At 73.1% G+C, this 16,680-nt stretch carries 15 protein-coding genes, 1 tRNA gene and 1 pseudogene; 9 read left to right on the top strand and 8 right to left on the bottom strand.

Annotated elements, in window-relative coordinates; translation table 11 throughout:
- Genes ACZ4WH_RS26415 through ACZ4WH_RS26405 form a run of 3 tightly spaced genes read right to left on the bottom strand, consistent with a single transcriptional unit; the run spans position 1 to position 2,988 of the window.
- Entirely contained in the window at positions 1–1,005 is a 1,005-nt protein-coding gene (locus tag ACZ4WH_RS26415) for a Gfo/Idh/MocA family protein (RefSeq protein WP_468184797.1), read from the bottom strand.
- A gap of 31 nt (positions 1,006–1,036) precedes the next feature.
- On the bottom strand, positions 1,037–1,813 hold the full coding sequence (locus ACZ4WH_RS26410; protein WP_468184795.1) for an SDR family oxidoreductase: 777 nt from the start codon (positions 1,811–1,813) through the stop codon (positions 1,037–1,039).
- Between the two features lie 8 nt (positions 1,814–1,821).
- Positions 1,822–2,988: a phytanoyl-CoA dioxygenase family protein gene (locus tag ACZ4WH_RS26405; protein WP_468184793.1), complete on the bottom strand. Its 1,167-nt coding sequence runs from the start codon at positions 2,986–2,988 to the stop codon at positions 1,822–1,824.
- A 133-nt stretch (positions 2,989–3,121) separates the two neighbouring features.
- On the opposite strand from ACZ4WH_RS26405, the gene ACZ4WH_RS26400 reads away from it, so the two are divergent.
- The gene (locus tag ACZ4WH_RS26400) at positions 3,122–4,153 is read left to right on the top strand and encodes a LacI family DNA-binding transcriptional regulator (RefSeq protein WP_468184790.1); all 1,032 of its coding nucleotides are present in this window, start codon (positions 3,122–3,124) and stop codon (positions 4,151–4,153) included.
- On the opposite strand, the gene ACZ4WH_RS26395 is transcribed toward ACZ4WH_RS26400, so the two are convergent.
- Positions 4,134–5,294 (bottom strand): Gfo/Idh/MocA family protein, encoded by a 1,161-nt coding sequence (locus ACZ4WH_RS26395; protein ID WP_468184788.1) that lies wholly within the window; start codon positions 5,292–5,294, stop codon positions 4,134–4,136. The genes ACZ4WH_RS26400 and ACZ4WH_RS26395 overlap by 20 nt on opposite strands.
- Before the next feature lie 114 nt (positions 5,295–5,408).
- On the opposite strand from ACZ4WH_RS26395, the gene ACZ4WH_RS26390 reads away from it, so the two are divergent.
- Complete coding sequence (locus ACZ4WH_RS26390; protein WP_468184785.1) at positions 5,409–6,416, top strand: LacI family DNA-binding transcriptional regulator; 1,008 nt, start codon at positions 5,409–5,411, stop codon at positions 6,414–6,416.
- Positions 6,417–6,495: 79 nt separating this feature from the next.
- Here the strand turns inward: ACZ4WH_RS26390 and ACZ4WH_RS26385 are convergent.
- Positions 6,496–6,866: pseudogene (locus tag ACZ4WH_RS26385) on the bottom strand (cupin domain-containing protein).
- Between ACZ4WH_RS26385 and ACZ4WH_RS26380 the strand changes: the two are divergent.
- The gene (locus ACZ4WH_RS26380; protein WP_468184782.1) at positions 6,817–7,332 is read left to right on the top strand and encodes a hypothetical protein; all 516 of its coding nucleotides are present in this window, start codon (positions 6,817–6,819) and stop codon (positions 7,330–7,332) included. The pseudogene ACZ4WH_RS26385 and the gene ACZ4WH_RS26380 sit on opposite strands and share 50 nt — an antisense overlap.
- Positions 7,333–7,354: 22 nt before the next feature.
- Here the strand turns inward: ACZ4WH_RS26380 and ACZ4WH_RS26375 are convergent, their stop codons facing one another.
- Positions 7,355–7,933, bottom strand: a complete 579-nt coding sequence (locus ACZ4WH_RS26375; protein ID WP_468184780.1) for a TetR/AcrR family transcriptional regulator — start codon at positions 7,931–7,933, stop codon at positions 7,355–7,357.
- Between the two features lie 239 nt (positions 7,934–8,172).
- On the opposite strand from ACZ4WH_RS26375, the gene ACZ4WH_RS26370 reads away from it, so the two are divergent.
- The 6 genes from ACZ4WH_RS26370 (at position 8,173) to ACZ4WH_RS26345 (ending at position 14,229) form a co-directional block, all read left to right on the top strand.
- The gene (locus ACZ4WH_RS26370) at positions 8,173–9,603 is read left to right on the top strand and encodes an MFS transporter (RefSeq protein ID WP_468184777.1); all 1,431 of its coding nucleotides are present in this window, start codon (positions 8,173–8,175) and stop codon (positions 9,601–9,603) included.
- Between the two features lie 45 nt (positions 9,604–9,648).
- Positions 9,649–9,722 (top strand) — tRNA-Pro (locus tag ACZ4WH_RS26365).
- A 163-nt stretch (positions 9,723–9,885) separates the two neighbouring features.
- Positions 9,886–10,674 carry a LytR/AlgR family response regulator transcription factor gene (locus ACZ4WH_RS26360; protein ID WP_468184775.1) on the top strand — a complete coding sequence of 263 codons (789 nt, stop codon included), beginning with the start codon at positions 9,886–9,888 and terminating at the stop codon, positions 10,672–10,674.
- A 208-nt stretch (positions 10,675–10,882) separates the two neighbouring features.
- Positions 10,883–11,170 (top strand): hypothetical protein, encoded by a 288-nt coding sequence (locus ACZ4WH_RS26355; RefSeq protein ID WP_468184772.1) that lies wholly within the window; start codon positions 10,883–10,885, stop codon positions 11,168–11,170.
- A gap of 52 nt (positions 11,171–11,222) precedes the next feature.
- Complete coding sequence (locus ACZ4WH_RS26350; protein WP_468184770.1) at positions 11,223–12,977, top strand: sodium/solute symporter; 1,755 nt, start codon at positions 11,223–11,225, stop codon at positions 12,975–12,977.
- A 34-nt stretch (positions 12,978–13,011) separates the two neighbouring features.
- The gene (locus ACZ4WH_RS26345) at positions 13,012–14,229 is read left to right on the top strand and encodes a sensor histidine kinase (RefSeq protein WP_468184767.1); all 1,218 of its coding nucleotides are present in this window, start codon (positions 13,012–13,014) and stop codon (positions 14,227–14,229) included.
- 150 nt (positions 14,230–14,379) lie between these two features.
- On the opposite strand, the gene ACZ4WH_RS26340 is transcribed toward ACZ4WH_RS26345, so the two are convergent.
- On the bottom strand, positions 14,380–15,810 hold the full coding sequence (locus ACZ4WH_RS26340) for an amino acid permease (RefSeq protein ID WP_468184765.1): 1,431 nt from the start codon (positions 15,808–15,810) through the stop codon (positions 14,380–14,382).
- Between the two features lie 177 nt (positions 15,811–15,987).
- Positions 15,988–16,674 (bottom strand): GntR family transcriptional regulator, encoded by a 687-nt coding sequence (locus tag ACZ4WH_RS26335; RefSeq protein ID WP_468184762.1) that lies wholly within the window; start codon positions 16,672–16,674, stop codon positions 15,988–15,990.
- Between the last annotated feature and the right edge of the window lie 6 nt (positions 16,675–16,680).

Below are 16,680 nucleotides of genomic sequence, written 5' to 3'. Positions count from 1 at the left end.
TCACGCCGCACGTACCTCCGCTAGCGTCACCGGCCGGTGCTCGTGCAGGGACAGCGTGCAGGCCTCGGCGATCCAGCCGGCCTCCAGGGCGTCCTCGACGGTGCACGGGGAGGGCCGGGTGCCCGCCACGACCTCGGTGAACGCGGTCAGTTCGGCGCGGTAGGCGTCGGTGAAGCGGTCCATGAAGAAGTCGTGCGGGGTGCCGGCGGGGAAGGTCACACCGGGCTCGACCGAGCGCAGCGGCAGCTTGTCGTCCAGGCCGACGGCGATCGAGTCGGCGAAGCCGTGCAGTTCCATGCGTACGTCGTAACCCCGCTTGTTGTGCCGGGAGTTGGACACCACCGCGATTGTGCCGTCGTCCAGGGTCAGGATCGCTCCGGTGGTGTCGGCGTCGCCCGCCGCCTTGATGTAGTCGGCGCCCCGGTTGCCGCCCACCGCGTACACCTCGGTGACCTCACGGCCCGTCACCCAGCGGATGATGTCGAAGTCGTGCACGGAACAGTCGCGGAAGATGCCGCCGGACGCGGCGATGTACGCGGCGGGCGGCGGTGCCGGGTCCAGGGTGGTCGAGCGGACCGTGTGCAGCATGCCCAGCTCACCGGCCTGTACGGCGGCCCGCGCGGCGGCGAAGCCCGCGTCGAAGCGCCGGTTGTAGCCGATCTGGATCGGCACGCCGCTGTCCCGCACGGCCTTCAGCACCTCGACGCCCTCCGTCATGGTGCGGGCGACCGGCTTCTCGCAGAAGACCGGGACGCCGGCCTCGACGCCGGTCCGGATCAGCGCCGGATGGGCGTCGGTGGCGGCCGCGACGACGAGGCCGTCCACGCCGGCCGCCAGCAGGGCCTCCGGCGAGTCCGCGACCTCGGCACCGAACCGCTCGGCGGCGGCCTTGGCCGCGTCAGCGAACGGATCGGCGACGACGAGCGACTCGACGGCGTCCAGTCCGGAGAGGGTCTCGGCGTGGAAGGCGCCGATGCGGCCGAGGCCGAGGATTCCGATACGCATGCGGTACTGCTCCTAGGGTTGGTGCGGAGTTCTAGTCGAGGCCGCCGAGCACGTTCTGGTCCCAGTCGATCACCGACCCCGTGACCACCCCCGACCGCTCGGAGAGCAGGAAGACCACGAAGTCCGCGATTTCGTCCGGCTGGCCGAGCTTGCCCATCGGCAGGCGGGCCGCGGCCCGCTCCCGCCAGTCGTCGCCGGCGCCGTGGAATGCGCGCTGGGTGGCGTCCTCGCCCTCGGTCGCGGTCCAGCCGATGTTCAGGCCGTTGATCCGGATCCGGTCCCAGCGGTGGGCGTGCGCCGCGTTCCGGGTCAGGCCCACCAGGCCGGCCTTGGCGGCGACGTACGGCGCGAGGAACGGCTGTCCGCCGTGCGCCGACGAGGTGATGAGGTTGACGATCGTGCCGGGCGCCTTGCGGGCCGTCATGTCGGCGACCGCCGCCTGCATCGCGAAGAACGGCCCTTTGAGGTTGACCGCGATGTGCGCGTCGAACAGCTCCGGCGTGGTGTCCAGCAGCGTGCCCCGCGAGGTCAGCCCGGCCGAGTTCACCAGGCAGTCGATCCGGCCGTACGCGTCCACGACCTCGGCGACCGATGCCTTGGCCTGTTCGGCGTCCGCCAGATCGGCCTGGACGTACATCGCCTTGCCGCCGGCCGCCGACAGCTCCGTCACCAGAGCCTCCCCCGGCTCCGGGCGCCGCCCGCTGACCGCCACGACGGCTCCCTCGCGGACGGCGGCCCGCGCGATCGCGGCCCCCACGCCCTGGCTGCCGCCGTTGACGAGAACGACCTTGTCGTCGAGAAGTCCCATGCCCTGCCTCAGCTCTCCCGGCGTTCCGCCGCCGCTCGCAGTTCCTCGCGCAGCCGCCCGGGCCGCCATGTCTCCCTCAGTGCCCGCCGCACCAGGTCCGCCTGCGCCGGCGGGGCCAGCCCGGCGACCGGCGGGTCGCTGTCCAGGTTGGTGGGGAAGGGGTAGCCCTCGGCACTCGCGGCGATCACGTTCTCCAGCCACTCCTCGGACGCGCCCGCCTCCTTGCGCCGCAGCAGCACCGGAAACACCGCGTTCACCACGGCCTCCCGGTCCACGGTCTCCATCGCCCGGCCGAACGCGGACGAGATCTGCAGCAGGTTGGCCGTCCGCCGGACGTCCGCCGTCCGGTTGGCGCCGGCCGCGTGGAAGAGCGCCGGATTGAAGAAGGCCGCGTCGCCCTTCGCGAGCGGGAGCTGCACGTGGTGGGCCGCGAAGTACTCCTGGAACTTAGGGAGCCGCCAGGCCAGATAGCCCGGCTCGTAGAGCTGGGAGTACGGCAGGTAGAGCGTCGGACCGGACTCCACCGGCATGGCACAGTGGGCGACCGCGCCCTGGAGGGTGAGCGCGGGCGAGAGGCGGTGCACGTGCGCGGGGTAGGCGGCGGCCACCGCGTTGCTCAGGAAGCCCAGGTGGTAGTCCCGGTGCGCGGTCTGTCCGGCGCCGCCCGGGTTGACCACGTTGACCTGGGAGGTGACCTGGTAGCCGGGGCCCAGCCAGGCCGCGGCGAGCAGGGCCAGGACGTCGTTGGCGTAGTAGTCGGCGAACGCCTCCGCGTCGTACAGGGCCGTCTTCTCCAGCGCGTTCCACACCCGGTCGTTGGCGCCCGGCGCGGCGAAGTGGTCGCCCGCCGTCGCGCCCGTGGCCCGCTGCTCGGCGATCAGCGCCTCGAACACCGCCGTGACCCGGTCGACGACCTCCGGCTCCGGGAAGGCACCCCGGACGACGACGATCCCGGGGCCCTCGGCGAACGCCCGTACCAGCTCCGCCCCCAGCGCGGACCGGTCACCGGCCGTCCGCAGCCGCTCACCCTCGTACACGAGGACGTTCTCCTCGACGGACGCGGCGTGCGGGTAGCCGGCCGGGTCCGTGGTCCGCTCGACCAGGGCGCGGAACGCGCCGAGATCGCAGTCCTGCTCGGACAGCCAGGCGCGGCCTGGCACGGCGGCGACGGACATCGGTGTCCCTCTTTCGGTCACGGGAGCGCCGCGCTTCTGGTACCGGGAGCGGCGCGGTCCTGTCATTCTTGTCAGTACAAACCCCTCGAACAACCAGCACGCGGCCATCAAAAACCCCTCAAGGAGCCGGTCCATGGGCCACCCGTTCCCGATCCGGGAGATCGCACGTCAGGCCGGTCTCAGCGAGGCCACCGTGGACCGGGTGCTGAACGGCAGGGGAGGGGTGCGGGAGAGCACCGCGCGGGAGGTGCACCGGGCCATCGCCGATCTCGACCGGCAGCGCACCCAGGTCCGGCTGGTCGGCCGTACCTTCATGGTCGACATCGTGGCGCAGGCGCCCGAGCGGTTCACCACCGCCGTACGCGCCGCCCTTGAGGCCGAACTGCCCGCCCTGCACCCGGCCGTCGTGCGCTCCCGCTTCCACTTCCGCGAGACCGGCCCGGTCCGCGAACTGGTCGGCACGCTCGACCGGATCGCCCGGCGCGGCTCACAGGGCGTGATCCTCAAGGCGCCGGACGTCCCAGAGGTCACCGCGGCCGTCGGCCGGCTGACCGCCGCCGGCGTCCCGGTCGTCACCCTCGTCACCGACCTGCCCGCGAGCGGACGCGTCGGCTACGTCGGCATCGACAACCGGGCGGCCGGCGCGACCGCCGCCTACCTGATGGGCCAGTGGCTCGGCGACCGGCCCGGCAACGTCCTCACCAGCCTCAGCAGCGGCTTCTTCCGCAACGAGGAGGAGCGCGAGATGGGCTTCCGCAGCGTGATGCGGGCCCGGCATCCCGAGCGCGCGCTGGTGGAGATCACCGAGGGGCAGGGCCTGGACGCAACGCAGTACGACCTGGTCCGCGCCGCCCTGGAACGCGACCCGGAGATCCGGGCGGTCTACTCCATCGGCGGCGGCAACAACGCCACCCTGCGGGCCTTCGCCGACCTCGGCCGCGACTGCGCCGTGTTCGTCGCGCACGACCTGGACCACGACAACACCCGGCTGCTGCGCGAGCACCGCCTGTCCGCCGTGCTCCACCACGACCTGCGGCACGATCTGCGCGAGGCCTGTCACGAGGTGATGCGCTTCCACGGCGCGCTGCCGCCGGCCGGGCCGGTCCTGCCGTCCGCGATCCAGGTGGTCACGCCGTACAACATGCCTACGACCCCGGCAGGGTGACCCACGCCCCGCTCGCGGCCGACTCCGCCATCGCGTCCAGCACGGTCGCGCTGTGCACCGCGTCCGCGAGCGTGGTGCCGTACGGGGTGCCCTCGGCGATGGAGCGGACGAAGCGGTAGGCCTCGATCACCTTCAGGTCGTCGTAGCCCATCGCGTTGGCCGCGCCCGGCTGGAACGCGGCGAACTCGCCGGCGCCCGGGCCGACGTACACCGTGCTCACCGGCTGGTCCTGGTACGTCGTACCCCGGCTCACCTTCAGTTCGTTCATCCGGCGGAAGTCCCAGAACACCGCGCCCCGGGTGCCGTGCACATCGAAGCCGTAGTTGTTCTGCTCGCCGACCGAGACGCGGCAGGCCTCCAGGACGCCGCGGGCGCCGGAGGCGAAGCGGAGCAGGCAGCTGACGTAGTCCTCGTTCTCGACCGGGCCCGGCTCGCCGCCGGCGGCCAGGGCGTGGCCGGCCGTCGCGCCGCTCGGACGGGCGCGTTCCGGGACGAAGACCGCCGTGTCGGCGGTGAGCGAGGCGATGTCGCCGAGCAGGAAGCGGGCCAGGTCGGCGCCGTGCGAGGCCAGGTCCCCCAGCACTCCGCTGCCGCCGCGCTCGCGCTCGTACCGCCAGGTCAGAGCGCCGTCCGGGTGGGCCGCGTAGTCGCTGAAGAGACGGATGCGGACGTGGGTGACCGTGCCGATGCCGCCGGAGGCGATCAGCTCGCGGGCGGCCTCGACGGCGGGCGCGTTGCGGTAGTTGAAGCCGACCGTGCCCCGCACGCCGGCCTCGGCGACGGCGTCGGCGACCGCGCGGGCGTCCCCGGCGGTCAGGCCCACCGGCTTCTCGATCCAGAGGTGCTTGCCGGCCTCGGCCATCGCCACGCCGATCTCCCGGTGCAGGAAGTTCGGCGCGGTGACGCTCACCGCCTGGACGCGCGGATCGGCGACCACCTCGCGCCAGTCGCGGGTCGCCGACGCGAACCCGAACCGCTCGGCGGCCTCCTCCGCCCGCCCCGGCACCTCCTCGGCGACCGTGACCAGCCGGGGCCGCAGCGGGAGTCGGGGATAGTGGTGCGGGAGCCGGGCGTACGCCTGGGTGTGCACCCGGCCCATCCAGCCGAACCCGATGACGGCGACACCGAGCGCGTCCACCATGACAGCACCTCTCTTTTGGACCGGTCCATCAGCGGTCCAGGCCACCTTTGTTCGGACATGACCAGCGTGTCAACCCTTTGACAGCGCGGCACGCCCCATGGAACGGTCCATCCCATGAGACCGCCGACGATCCGCGACGTGGCCGAACGGGCCGGCGTGTCGAAGTCGCTCGTCTCCCTGGTGCTGCGCGACTCCGGCCCGGTGCGCCCCGAGAAGCGGGAGGCGGTCCTGCGGGCCGTACGCGAGCTGGGCTACCGGCCCAACGCGGCTGCCCGCAGCCTGAGCGAGCAGCGCACCCGCACCATCGGCGTGCTCCTGGACGACCTGCGCAACCCCTGGTTCGTGGACCTGCTCGACGGGCTCAACTCCCTGCTGCACACGGCCGGTCTGCACATGCTCCTCGCCGACGCCCGCCTGGGCCGGCGGATGGGCCACGACCTCGCCGAGCCCTTCCTGGACCTGGGCGTCGACGGACTGGTGGTCGTCGGCACGGTCCCGGACGCGGGCGGGCTCGGCGCGCTCGCGCGGCGGATGCCGGTGGTCGTGGCGGGCGCGCGCGAGGCGCAGCCACCGGGCGTGGACGTCGTCGCCGGGGACGACGAGCAAGGCGCCCGGCTCGCCACCGAGCACCTGCTCGGGCTCGGCCACCGCCGGATCGCGCACCTCGCGGGCCACGGCGCCGTCGGCGCCCTGCGCCGGCGGGGCTTCGAGACGGCGATGCGGGCGCACGGCGCCGAACCGCTCGTCGAACCCGGCGACCTGACCGAGGAGGGCGGCTACCGCGGAACCGTCCGCCTCCTCAGCCGTACCGAGCGGCCCACGGCGCTCTTCGCCGTCAACGACATGGCCGCGGTGGGCGCGCTGTCGGCGGCCGGCGAGCTGGGGCTGCGGGTGCCCGGCGACCTGTCGGTGACCGGGTACGACAACACCAGCGTCTCCCGGCTGCGGCACCTCTGGCTGACCACCGTCGACACCGCTCCGCACGAGGTGGGCCGGCGCGCCGCCCGCTGCCTGCTGGACCGCTTCGAACGGCCGGAGCGCGAGGGACGGGTGCGGCTGGCCGCGCCGACGCTGGAGATCCGCGGGACGACAGGGCCGCCCGGGGACGGCCTCACGGGTTGAGACAGCCCCGAGACCGACAGGGCCTCACGGGTTGCCGGGCCTCACGGGTTGCCAGGCCTCACGGGTTGCCACGGCCTCATCACAGGTTGATCGCGTGGGCCTTGCGCAGCGTCTCGTGCACGGTCCACGTCGTACGGTCGCCCGCGCGGAGCACCGCCCTGTCGCCGGGCCCACCGTCAGCGTCGGCCCGTCCTCGACCTCGATGGTCGCCGAGCCGCTGATCACCACGAACGTTTCGTCCGCCTCCGTGTCCGTGACCGCGCCCGGCGTGAACTGCCAGACCCCGCGGAGCTGTCGGCCGTCCGGCGACTCCCGGACCACCTCCCGGGTGTGGGGCATCGGGCCTGGTCGGAGGAGACTTCGTCGGGGAAGCGCCGGCTGGCGGGGGTGTGGGGCCCGGATGATGGGGGCATGGCTGACTCCACGGCGGCCGGCCCGGCGGCACGACACGCGGGAGATCGTCCTGTTCGGCGGCGTGTACGGCGCCGTCCTCGCCAGCTCGATGGTCGCGGCGCTCACCCGGTACGGGCACACGTCCGCCGACGTCCGTGGCTACGACGCGGCCTGGGTGCTGGTGACCGCGTGCGCCTCCGCCCTCGCCCACGGCTACGCCCACTACATCGCCGAGCGCACCCCGCACGGCCGATGGGACGTCCTGCTCGCGATGCGCAACGAGTGGCCCCTGGTCACGGCCGTGCTGCCCACGGTCTTCCTGCTCGCGGGCGCGCGCTGGGGGTGGTGGTCCGCGAAGGGCGTCGAGTACGCGGCGTTCGTCCTCAACATCGTGATCCTCTTCGGGATCGGCCTCGTCACCGCCCGCTGGTCGGCACGCCGCTGGCCGACCGCCGTCCTCATGGGGCCGGGGGACGCGCTGCTGGGGGTCGTGGTGGTGGTGGCGAACGCGGTCATCAAGTAGAACGCGGCCATCGAGGAGCGGGTCAGCGGGCCGTGCGGACTCCGTCCAGGGCGATGGCGAGGACCCGGTCGCGCTGGGCGTCGTCCTCGAACACCGTCGCCGTGATCCCGGCGACCATCCGCAGCAGATCGCCGAAGTCCATGTCCGCCCGGGCGACACCGGCCTGCTGCGCGTGCTCCAGCAGCGGGCCGCCGGCCTCGTACATGGAGTCGCGGCAGGACTGGAAGATGTCCGACTCGCCGTCGAGGGCCTCGCGCACGGCGCGCTTGGTGACCATGTATCCGGCGAACCGGTTCAGCCAGGCCGTCAGCGCCTCCCAGGGCTCCCGGTCGGCCAGCTCGACGGCCGCCTGGCACAGGGCGTTGACCTCGTCGGCGTAGACGCTCTCGAACAGGTCGCGGCGGGTCGGGAAGTTCCGGTACAGGGTGCCGATGCCGACGCCCGCCCGGCGGGCGATGTCCTCCAGGGAGGCCTCGGCGCCGTGCTCCGCGAACGCCTCGCGCGCTGCGCTGAGCAGGGCGTCGTAGTTGCGGGCGGCGTCCTTACGGTGCGGCCGGCGGGCCGCCACGATCTCGCTGACGGGGAACGGCGTGGCCGTCACTGCTGCCTCCCGGGAGGGAATCGACTGGAACCGGAGGTTCACCTCCGCTACAGTGGAGGCGTACCTCCACTTTAACAGTGCGGGGTCGGCTCCGCCGTGGCCGGACGCGGCCCGCGCGGCCGGCTCCGCACACTCCCTGGCCCGGCCCGTACGACCGCGCCTCTCGGTACGCGACTCAGTACTCGAACCTCCGCGTCCCTGTCATCCCTCCGCATCCCTGTTTTCGGAGAGGCTCCTTCATGCCCCGCGCGTCCACTCGCCTCACCTTCACGGTCCTCGCGACCGGTGCAGGCGTGTTCTCCATGCTCCAGTCGCTGATCGCGCCGGCCCTGCCGACCGTCCAGCACGCCCTGCACACCTCCCAGTCCACCGCGACCTGGGTGATGACGGCCTATCTGCTGTCCGCCTCGGTCTTCACCCCGATCCTCGGCCGGGTCGGCGACCTCGCCGGCAAGAAGCGGACCCTCGTCGCCGTCCTGGTGGCCGTCCTCGCGGGCTGTCTCGTCGCCGCGCTGGCCCCGAACATCGGCGTGCTCATCATCGCCCGGGTCGTCCAGGGCGTCGGCGGCGCGCTGTTCCCGCTCTCCTTCGGCATCATCCGGGACGAGTTCGCCCCCGGCGAGGTCAGCGGCAGCATCAGCAACCTCTCCGCCGTGATCGCCGCCGGCGGCGGGGTCGGCATCGTGGCCGCCGGTCCCATCGTGTCCGCGCTCGACTACCGCTGGCTGTTCTGGATCCCGGTGGCGATCGTCGCCGCGACCGTCCTGATCGCGCTGCGCTACGTCCCCGAGTCGCCCAAGCGGGCGGAGGGCAAGGTCAGTTGGGTCGGGGCCGTGCTGCTCTCCGGCTGGCTGGTGGCCCTGCTGCTGCCGCTGAGCCAGGCTGGGCAGTGGGGCTGGGGCTCGGGCAAGGTGCTCGGCCTGTTCGCCGCCGCCGTCGTGCTGTTCGGGGTATGGCTGGTGACCGAGGCCCGCTCGCGCACACCGCTCATCGATCTGCGGGTGCTGCGGCTGCCCGCGGTGTGGACGACCAACACGGCCGCGCTGCTGTTCGGCGCCGGCATGTACTCCATCTGGTCCTTCCTGCCGGGCTTCGTCCAGACGCCGTCCGCGGCCGGATACGGCTTCGGTGCCAGCGTCACCGCCTCCGGCCTGCTCATGCTGCCGATGCTGGTCGCGATGTTCCTCTCCGGCGTCCTGTCGGGCCGCCTGGAGCCCCGCGTCGGCGCCAAGGCGCTGCTCACCGCGGGTGCCGCTCTCGGCGCGCTGGCCTGCGGCTTCCTCACCCTGTGGCATGACGAGCAGTGGCAGGTGGCCGTCGTCTCGGGCCTGTTCGGCCTCGGCATCGGACTCGCCTTCGCCTCGATGGCCAACCTCATCGTGGGCAGCGTGCCGGCGGAACAGACCGGCGCCGCGACCGGGATGAACGCCAACATCCGCACCATCGGCGGCTCGATCGGGGCCGCGCTCACCAGCGTCCTGGTGACCGGCCGGCTCCAGCCCTCGGGACTGCCGTACGCCTCCGGCTACACCCACGGCTGGGCCCTGCTCGCCCTCCTCTGCCTGGCCGCGACCGGCGCCGCCCTCCTCGTCCCGGTCCGCCGCACCGGCCACCCGTCCGCACCGGACCCCGTACCGGGGCCGACACGGGCACCCGCCCAGGTGCGGTAATGTTGACCTGCGCGATCACGCGGAACGCTCCGCGTGAGACCGCGGCGGGACGTGGCGCAGCTTGGTAGCGCACTTGACTGGGGGTCAAGGGGTCGCAGGTTCAAATCCTGTCGTCCCGACTTGTGAGAAGCAGGTCAGAGGCCGTGTCGGAGGAATCCGGCGCGGCCTTTCGCCGTGTGGTCCCCGACACGCGGTTGAACCCGCCGACCCCCCACCCCGTGCTCCCGCACGGGGACGCCACACGTTCACGGCCCCCTCCGTCCGCTTCCTGGAGGAGTCGCCATGCTTCGGGTGTTGGCCGTCGACGACGAGGAACCGGCGCTCGCCGAACTGCTGTTCCTGCTGCGGGCCGATCCCCGGGTGCGGTCGGCGGAGGGGGTCCTCGAAGGGGCCGAGGCGTTGCGGCGGCTGGGCCGGCGGGGGCCGGGCGGTGCTGCGGGCGTCGATGCGGTGTTCCTGGACATCCGCATGGCGGGGCTCGGCGGGATGGACCTCGCACGGCTTCTCGCCGGGCTCGCCGAGCCGCCACGGATCGTCTTCGTCACCGCGCACGCGGAGCACGAGGAGTACGCCCTGCGGGCGTCCGGTATCCGGGCCGTCGACCATCTGCTGAAGCCGCTGCGGCGCGAGCGGCTGGCCGAGGCGGTCCGGCGGGTCGCCGAGCTGGTCGCGGCCGACCGCGCCGCCCGGCCGGGGCGCTCCGGGGCCCGGCCGCTCGCGGACCGTGTCCCGGTGGAGCGCGAGGGCGTGACCCGGTTCCTGTCCGTCGCCGACATCACCCACGCCGAGGCGCAGGGCGACCACGCCCGGCTGTACACCCGCCAGGACAGCCACCTGGTGCGGATTCCGTTGTCCACGCTGGAGGAGTGCTGGCGGGGGAGGGGTTTCGTGCGGATTCACCGGCGCCATCTCGTCTCCCTCGCCTGCATCGACGAATTCCGGGTCGATGGGGGGAGATTCGAGGTCACGGTCGGCACCTCTGTGCTGGTCGTGAGTCGGCGGAATGCCCGTGAAGTGTGGGATCTTCTCGCAGAGAAGGCCATCGCGGACCGGTCCGGCAACGGTCGCTGACCGGAAGCTGTCACTTTGGTTTCCTGGTGCGTACACTCCACTGCGAAGTGTGATCATCGCGGTCGGAGGACGCGGCATGAGTGCACCTGGGACTCCTCGACGTGAAGTGGTCACGGGGACTCCGCGTGCGGCCCGCGCGGACCACGGAAGCCACAGAGGCCATGGGAGTCATGAGGGCCATGGAGCTGCCCGCCCCGGTTCCGTCCGGGTGGGCGAGGAGGGGCCGGCCGTCGCCTCCCTGGCGCTGCGATCCCTGATACGTCGTCAACTCCGCCTGGGACTCCTGGCGTTCGGTCTGCTCGTCGTCCTTCTCGGTCCGCTGCCCCTCGTCTTCACGGCCCTGCCGGACACGGGGGCCTGGCCGGGCAGCGCCCTGATCGTCTGGGCCGTTCTCGGCGTCGCCGTCTACCCCGCGCTCGTCGTCATCGGCCGCTGGTACGTCGTACGCGCCGAACGCAACGAACGGGACACCGCGGACCTCGCCGAAAGGGCCTGACGGTGACCGACGCCCAGCCACACCGGCCCGCCCGCGCTCCCGGGGCCGCCGGGTGAACCAGACGTACGGCATCGTGGCCGTGTCGGCGGCGGTCGTCGCGACCCTCGTGATCGGCTCGACGGGGCTGCGCATCTCCCGCACCACCTCCGACTTCTACGTCGCCTCCCGTACCGTTCCGCCGTACCTCAATGCGATGGCCATCAGCGGCGAGTACCTGTCGGCGGCCTCCTTCCTCGGCATCGCCGGACTCGTCGCCGCCCAGGGCGTCGAGATGCTGTGGTTCCCCGTCGGCTACGCCGCCGGCTATCTCGTGCTGCTCGTGTTCGTCGCCGCCCCGCTGCGCCGCTCCGGGGCCTACACCCTGCCCGACTTCGCCGACGCACGGCTGGAGTCGAAGGCCGCCCGGCGCGTCGCCAGCGTGCTCGTCGTCGGCGTCGGCTGGCTCTACCTGCTGCCCCAGCTCCAGGGCGCGGGCCTCACCCTCGGCCTGGTCACCGGCGCGCCGCGCTGGCTCGGCGGCGTGCTCGTCGCCGTCGTCGTCACCCTCGCCGTGGCCGCCGGCGGCATGCGCAGCATCACCTTCGTCCAGGCCTTCCAGTACTGCCTGAAACTGACCGCGCTCCTCGTGCCCGCGATCTTCCTGGTGCTCGCCTGGCACGGCGACCCGCGCCCCGCCGGCGCCCTCGACGAACCGCCGACCTTCCGCCGGCACACCCAGGTCACCGTGGAGACCACCGTCCGCATCCGGATCGAGGCGCCGCTGCGGGCCGTCGCGACCGGCGCCGTGGACGGACAGGGCTACGACAACGGCCGCCTGCTGCTGGACCCCGGGGTGCACGAGGTCCGGGCCGGGACGACCCTCCGGTTCCCGCCCGACTCACCGGTGCCCGAGCGTGAGTCCGACGACGGACGGCACAGCGGAGCCTCCAGCTGGGCGGCGCCCCTGTCGGGCGGCGAGAACGATCACCCGCTGTACACGACGTACGGGCTGATCTTCGCCACCTTCCTCGGCACCATGGGACTGCCCCACGTCCTCGTCCGCTTCTACACCAACCCCGACGGCCGCGCCGCCCGGCGCACCACCGTGATCGTGCTGGCCCTGGTCGGCGGCTTCTACCTGCTGCCGCCCCTCTACGGCCTGCTCGGCCGGATCTACGCCCCCGACCTGCTGCTCACCGGCACCACGGACGCGGCCGTGCTCGTCCTGCCGGAACGGCTCGTCGGCGGCCCGGGCGGCGATCTGCTCGGCGCGCTGATCGCCGCCGGCGCCTGTGCCGCCTTCCTGTCCACCGCCTCCGGGCTCACCCTGTCCGTCGCGGGCGTGCTCAGCCAGGACGTGCTGCCCTCGCTCGGCGTCCGCCACTTCCGGCTGGCGACACTCCTCGCGGTCGTCGTGCCCGTCACGGTGAGCGTGGCCGCCGGCAACCTGCCCGTCGCCAATGCCGTGGGACTCGCCTTCGCGGTGGCCGCCTCCTCCTTCTGCCCGCTGCTGGTGCTCGGCATATGGTGGCGCGGACTCACCGCGCCCGGCGCCATCGCGGGGCTGCTCACCGGCGGCGGCAGCGCCCTCGTCGCGGTCGCCCTGACCATCGCCGGCCCGCTGACCGACGGCTGGGCGCACACCCTGCTCGCCTGGCCGGCCGTGTGGTCCGTACCGCTCGGCTTCCTGACCATGATCCTGGTCTCCCTGGCCACCCGGGACCGTGTCCCCGCCGGCACCGAGGCCGCCATGGCCCGCCTCCACCTGCCCGAACGCCCGGCCGGCCAGGGCGCGCCCACCACCCGCCGAGGAGTGACCGCCCCATGACGATCCATCGGCCCGCCGCCGACAGGGCCCGCGCATGAACGAGTTCGCCCTGCTCGCCGCCGGAGCCCCGCTGTCGTTCGCCGGGGGTCTGGCCGTCGGACGCCTGCTGGCCCGCCGTGCCGCCGAGGGCGGGACGGACTCCGGTACCCCCGTCGAGCGCGCCACCTTCCACACCCTGCACACCGCGTCGGAGGCCGCGCCCCCGCTGCGCGCCGGACTCACCGAGGACGCGGCCCGCAAGGCGGTACGGCGGCTCCGGCCGCTGTTCGGCACGGCCGCGCTCGGCCTCACCGACCACGATCGGCCGCTGGCCTGGGACGGGCCGGGCCGCCACCACGAGGACGCCGTCCTGGACCGGGTCCGCCAGGTGCTGGACACCGGCCGCGCCCAGACCTTCGCCGTCGGCTGCGCGGACCCGGACTGTCCCGTGCGCTGGGGCGCCGCCGTGCCGCTCACCGTCGACCGGCGGGTGCTCGGCGCGCTCGTCGTGCTCGGCGTCCGGGAGTCGGCGTCCCTGCTCCGGGCCGCCGGGGAGGTGGCGCGCTGGGTCTCCGTACAGCTCGAACTCGCGGAACTCGACCGGGCCCGCACGGGACTGATCGAGGCGGAGATCCGGGCGCTGCGCGCGCAGATCTCGCCGCACTTCATCTACAACTCCCTCGCGGCGATCGCCTCGTTCGTCCGCACCGATCCCGAGCGCGCCCGTGAACTCCTGCTGGAATTCGCCGACTTCACCCGCTACTCCTTCCGCCGGCACGGTGAGTTCACCACCCTGGCCGAGGAGTTGCGCTCCATCGAGCAGTTCCTGGAGCTGGTCCGCGCCCGGTTCGGGCAGCGGCTGCGCGTGACCCTCCAGATCGCCCCCGAGGTGCTGCCCGTGACGGTGCCCTTCCTGTGTCTCCAGCCGCTGGTGGAGAACGCGGTCAAGCACGGGCTGGAGGAGAGCGTCGAGCGCAGCCGGATCAGCATCACCGCGCTGGACGAGGGGGCGCTGGCCCGTATCGTCATCGAGGACAACGGAGTCGGCATGGAACCGGAGCGGCTCCGCCGCATTCTGCGCGGCGAGGGCAGCCCCTCGGCGGGTATCGGGCTGCGCAATGTGGACGAGCGGTTGCGGCAGGTCTACGGCGACGAGCACGGGCTGGTGATCGAGACCGGCGTCGGAGCCGGCATGAAGATCACGATCCGCATCCCCAAGTACCGGCCGGGAGTGCACAGCACGCTCCCGCGCACGGCGTCCGGCAGCGCGTGACGGGGCCGGCAGCCGCCGACGGGCCGGCGGCGACCGGGCAACCCGGCGCCGGACGAGGCCGCGGCCCCGCACCGGCTTGCCTGGGTCACCCGGTGGGACCCGCCGAGTGGCGGCATCGGCGCGAAAGCGGGGTTCCGCGGGCGCCGGCGGTCACGGCACCTCCACCGGGGATGTCTGCTTGCGCTGCCGCCGCGCCGCCATCACCGCGTAGACGATGATCCCGGCGAACAGGAACAGCACGCCCTGGTAGACGGCCGCGTAGCCGGCGCCCGCCATCAGCCAGACCGAGAAGGCGGAGGCCACCGCGGTGACCACGGAGTCCCGTGCCAGCCGCGCCCGGTCGACCGCCTCGGGCCGGCCGGCCACGAGGTGGAAGATCTGGGCGGCCGTGGCCAGCAGGTACGGCACGGTCGCGGTGAACGTGGTGACCAGGACCAGGACCTCGAAGACCCTGCCCGAGCCCGACAGGTAGTTGTAGACGGTGAGCAGCGAGGCGAGGACGACCGTCACGCCGACCCCGACCGTCGGCACGCCCCGCCGCCGGCGCGTGAAGGCGCTCGGGAACAGGCCGTCGCGGGCCGCCGCGTACGGCGTCTGGGCGCTCAGCAGGGTCCAGCCGTTGAGGCACCCCGTCATCGACACCAGGGCGGCGAGCGCCACCGCCGTACCGCCCCAGCTGCCGCCGAACATCGTGTTCACGGCGTCCGAGAACGGCGCGGTGGAGGTCACCAGACGGTCGTGCGCGACCGTGCCGAACACGGACAGCGTGCCCAGCAGGTACACCAGCGCGGCGCCCGCGGTGCCGATCACGGTGGCGCGCCCCACGTTGCGGCGCGCGTTCCTGACCTCGCCAGCGCTGACGGCGGCGGACTCCACCCCGAGATAGGAGAAGAGCAGCAGGGCGGCGGAGGCCGACACCGCGCCGATCGCCCCCTGACCGCTGGAGTTGAACGGGCCGAGCCGGTCGGGGTCGAAGAAGAACAGCCCGCCGACCGCCACGAGCAGCAGCGGCACGAACTTCAGCACCGTGGACACCAGCTGGACGGCGCCGACGTACCGGGTGCCGGCGAAGTTGGCGAGGGCGGGCAGCCACTGGAGGGCCAGCGCGGCCAGACAGGCGGTCCAGTGGTGCTCGTTCACCGGGATCAGCACGTCGAGGTATCCGACGGCGGCCACGGCGAGCGCGGCGTTCGACACCCAGGTAGTGATCCAGTACGACCAGGCCGCGAGGAACCCCGCGAAGTCGCCGAACGCCTCGCGGGCGTAGACGTAGGGGCCGCCGGTGCGCGGGTCCCGGGCGGCGAGCCGGCCGAAGACCAGGGCCAGCGCGATGGCGCCGACGGTCAGCACCCCGAAGGCGACCAGGCTGACCGTGCCGTACGGGGCGATGGACGCGGGGAGCAGGAAGATGCCGCCGCCGATGATGTTGCCCATGACCAGCGCGGTGGCGACGGGCAGGCCGAACCGGCGGGCATGCCGGCCGGTGTCGCCGTGCGGGTCTTCGACGGGAGCCGTGCGGGTCTCCGCGGGGATGTCCGCGGGGGCCGGAGCCGACCGTGCGACGGTTCCGGTGTTGTGCATGGGTGGTGCGCCTCTCATGGAACTGACGTTCCCGGGATCACCGGGACGGGCTCCATGGTCGGGGATGCGCCGATCTGGCTCAAAATCGCCGTTTTTTGTTCCGTGCGGGCCGCCTGATCGTGCAAAAAGCGTCGCGCCGCGAATCTCCGGCCGTGAGATGTCCGGCGCCGGACGCGGTCAGTCCGTCGCCGCCCACAGGCTGCGCACATGCCCCAGATGCCGGGTCATGATCGCGCGTACGGCCTTCTCGTCGCGCTCCAGCAGGGCGTCGAGCAGCTCCAGGTGCTCCTCGGCGGAGGCGAGCAGCCGGCCCGCCTCCACCAGCGCGGTCAGACCGTACAGCCGGGAGCGTTTGCGCAGGTCGGCGACGACCTCGACCAGGTGGGCGTTGCCCGCCAGGGCGAGCAGCCCGAGGTGGAACCGGGTGTCGGCTTCGACGTAGGCGATCAGGTCGCCCGCGACCGCGGCGGTGACGATCTCCCGGGCCGCCGGGCGCAGCGCCTCCAGCGAGACGCGGTCCGCCGTGCGGGCCAGGTCCACCACGGTGGGGATCTCGACGAGCGCCCGGATGTGCGTGTACTCGTCCAGCTGCTTGTCGGAGACGGCGGTGACCCGGAAGCCCTTGTTGGGCACGGTGTCGACCAGCCCCTCCTTGGCGAGGTCGAGCATCGCCTCGCGCACCGGCGTCGCCGAGACACCGAACCGGGCGGCCAGCGAGGGTGCCGAGTACACCTCGCCCGGCCGCAGCTCGCCCGCGATCAGCGCGGCGCGCAAGGCGTCCGCGACCCGCTCGCGGTAGCTGCTCCGCCGACCGCCCAGCCGGGGGAGCGCGGGCATCTCGGCGCTCTGGGTGTCCTGTGCCATGTCACG

Source organism: Streptomyces sp. NPDC029138 (assembly GCF_055564375.1).
The sequence above is the reverse complement of the archived record's forward strand: the minus strand, read 5'-3'. Positions and strand labels throughout refer to the sequence as shown.

What these genes read in the sequence shown, in the direction of transcription:
- ACZ4WH_RS26415 (WP_468184797.1), bottom strand. Translation starts at nt 1,005, where the DNA reads ATGCGTATCGGAATCCTCGGCCTCGGCCGCATCGGCGCCTTCCACGCC.
- ACZ4WH_RS26410 (WP_468184795.1), bottom strand. Translation starts at nt 1,813, where the DNA reads ATGGGACTTCTCGACGACAAGGTCGTTCTCGTCAACGGCGGCAGCCAG.
- ACZ4WH_RS26405 (WP_468184793.1), bottom strand. Translation starts at nt 2,988, where the DNA reads ATGTCCGTCGCCGCCGTGCCAGGCCGCGCCTGGCTGTCCGAGCAGGAC.
- ACZ4WH_RS26400 (WP_468184790.1), top strand. Translation starts at nt 3,122, where the DNA reads ATGGGCCACCCGTTCCCGATCCGGGAGATCGCACGTCAGGCCGGTCTC.
- ACZ4WH_RS26395 (WP_468184788.1), bottom strand. Translation starts at nt 5,294, where the DNA reads ATGGTGGACGCGCTCGGTGTCGCCGTCATCGGGTTCGGCTGGATGGGC.
- ACZ4WH_RS26390 (WP_468184785.1), top strand. Translation starts at nt 5,409, where the DNA reads ATGAGACCGCCGACGATCCGCGACGTGGCCGAACGGGCCGGCGTGTCG.
- ACZ4WH_RS26380 (WP_468184782.1), top strand. Translation starts at nt 6,817, where the DNA reads ATGATGGGGGCATGGCTGACTCCACGGCGGCCGGCCCGGCGGCACGAC.
- ACZ4WH_RS26370 (WP_468184777.1), top strand. Translation starts at nt 8,173, where the DNA reads ATGCCCCGCGCGTCCACTCGCCTCACCTTCACGGTCCTCGCGACCGGT.
- ACZ4WH_RS26360 (WP_468184775.1), top strand. Translation starts at nt 9,886, where the DNA reads ATGCTTCGGGTGTTGGCCGTCGACGACGAGGAACCGGCGCTCGCCGAA.
- ACZ4WH_RS26345 (WP_468184767.1), top strand. Translation starts at nt 13,012, where the DNA reads ATGAACGAGTTCGCCCTGCTCGCCGCCGGAGCCCCGCTGTCGTTCGCC.
- ACZ4WH_RS26340 (WP_468184765.1), bottom strand. Translation starts at nt 15,810, where the DNA reads ATGCACAACACCGGAACCGTCGCACGGTCGGCTCCGGCCCCCGCGGAC.
- ACZ4WH_RS26335 (WP_468184762.1), bottom strand. Translation starts at nt 16,674, where the DNA reads ATGGCACAGGACACCCAGAGCGCCGAGATGCCCGCGCTCCCCCGGCTG.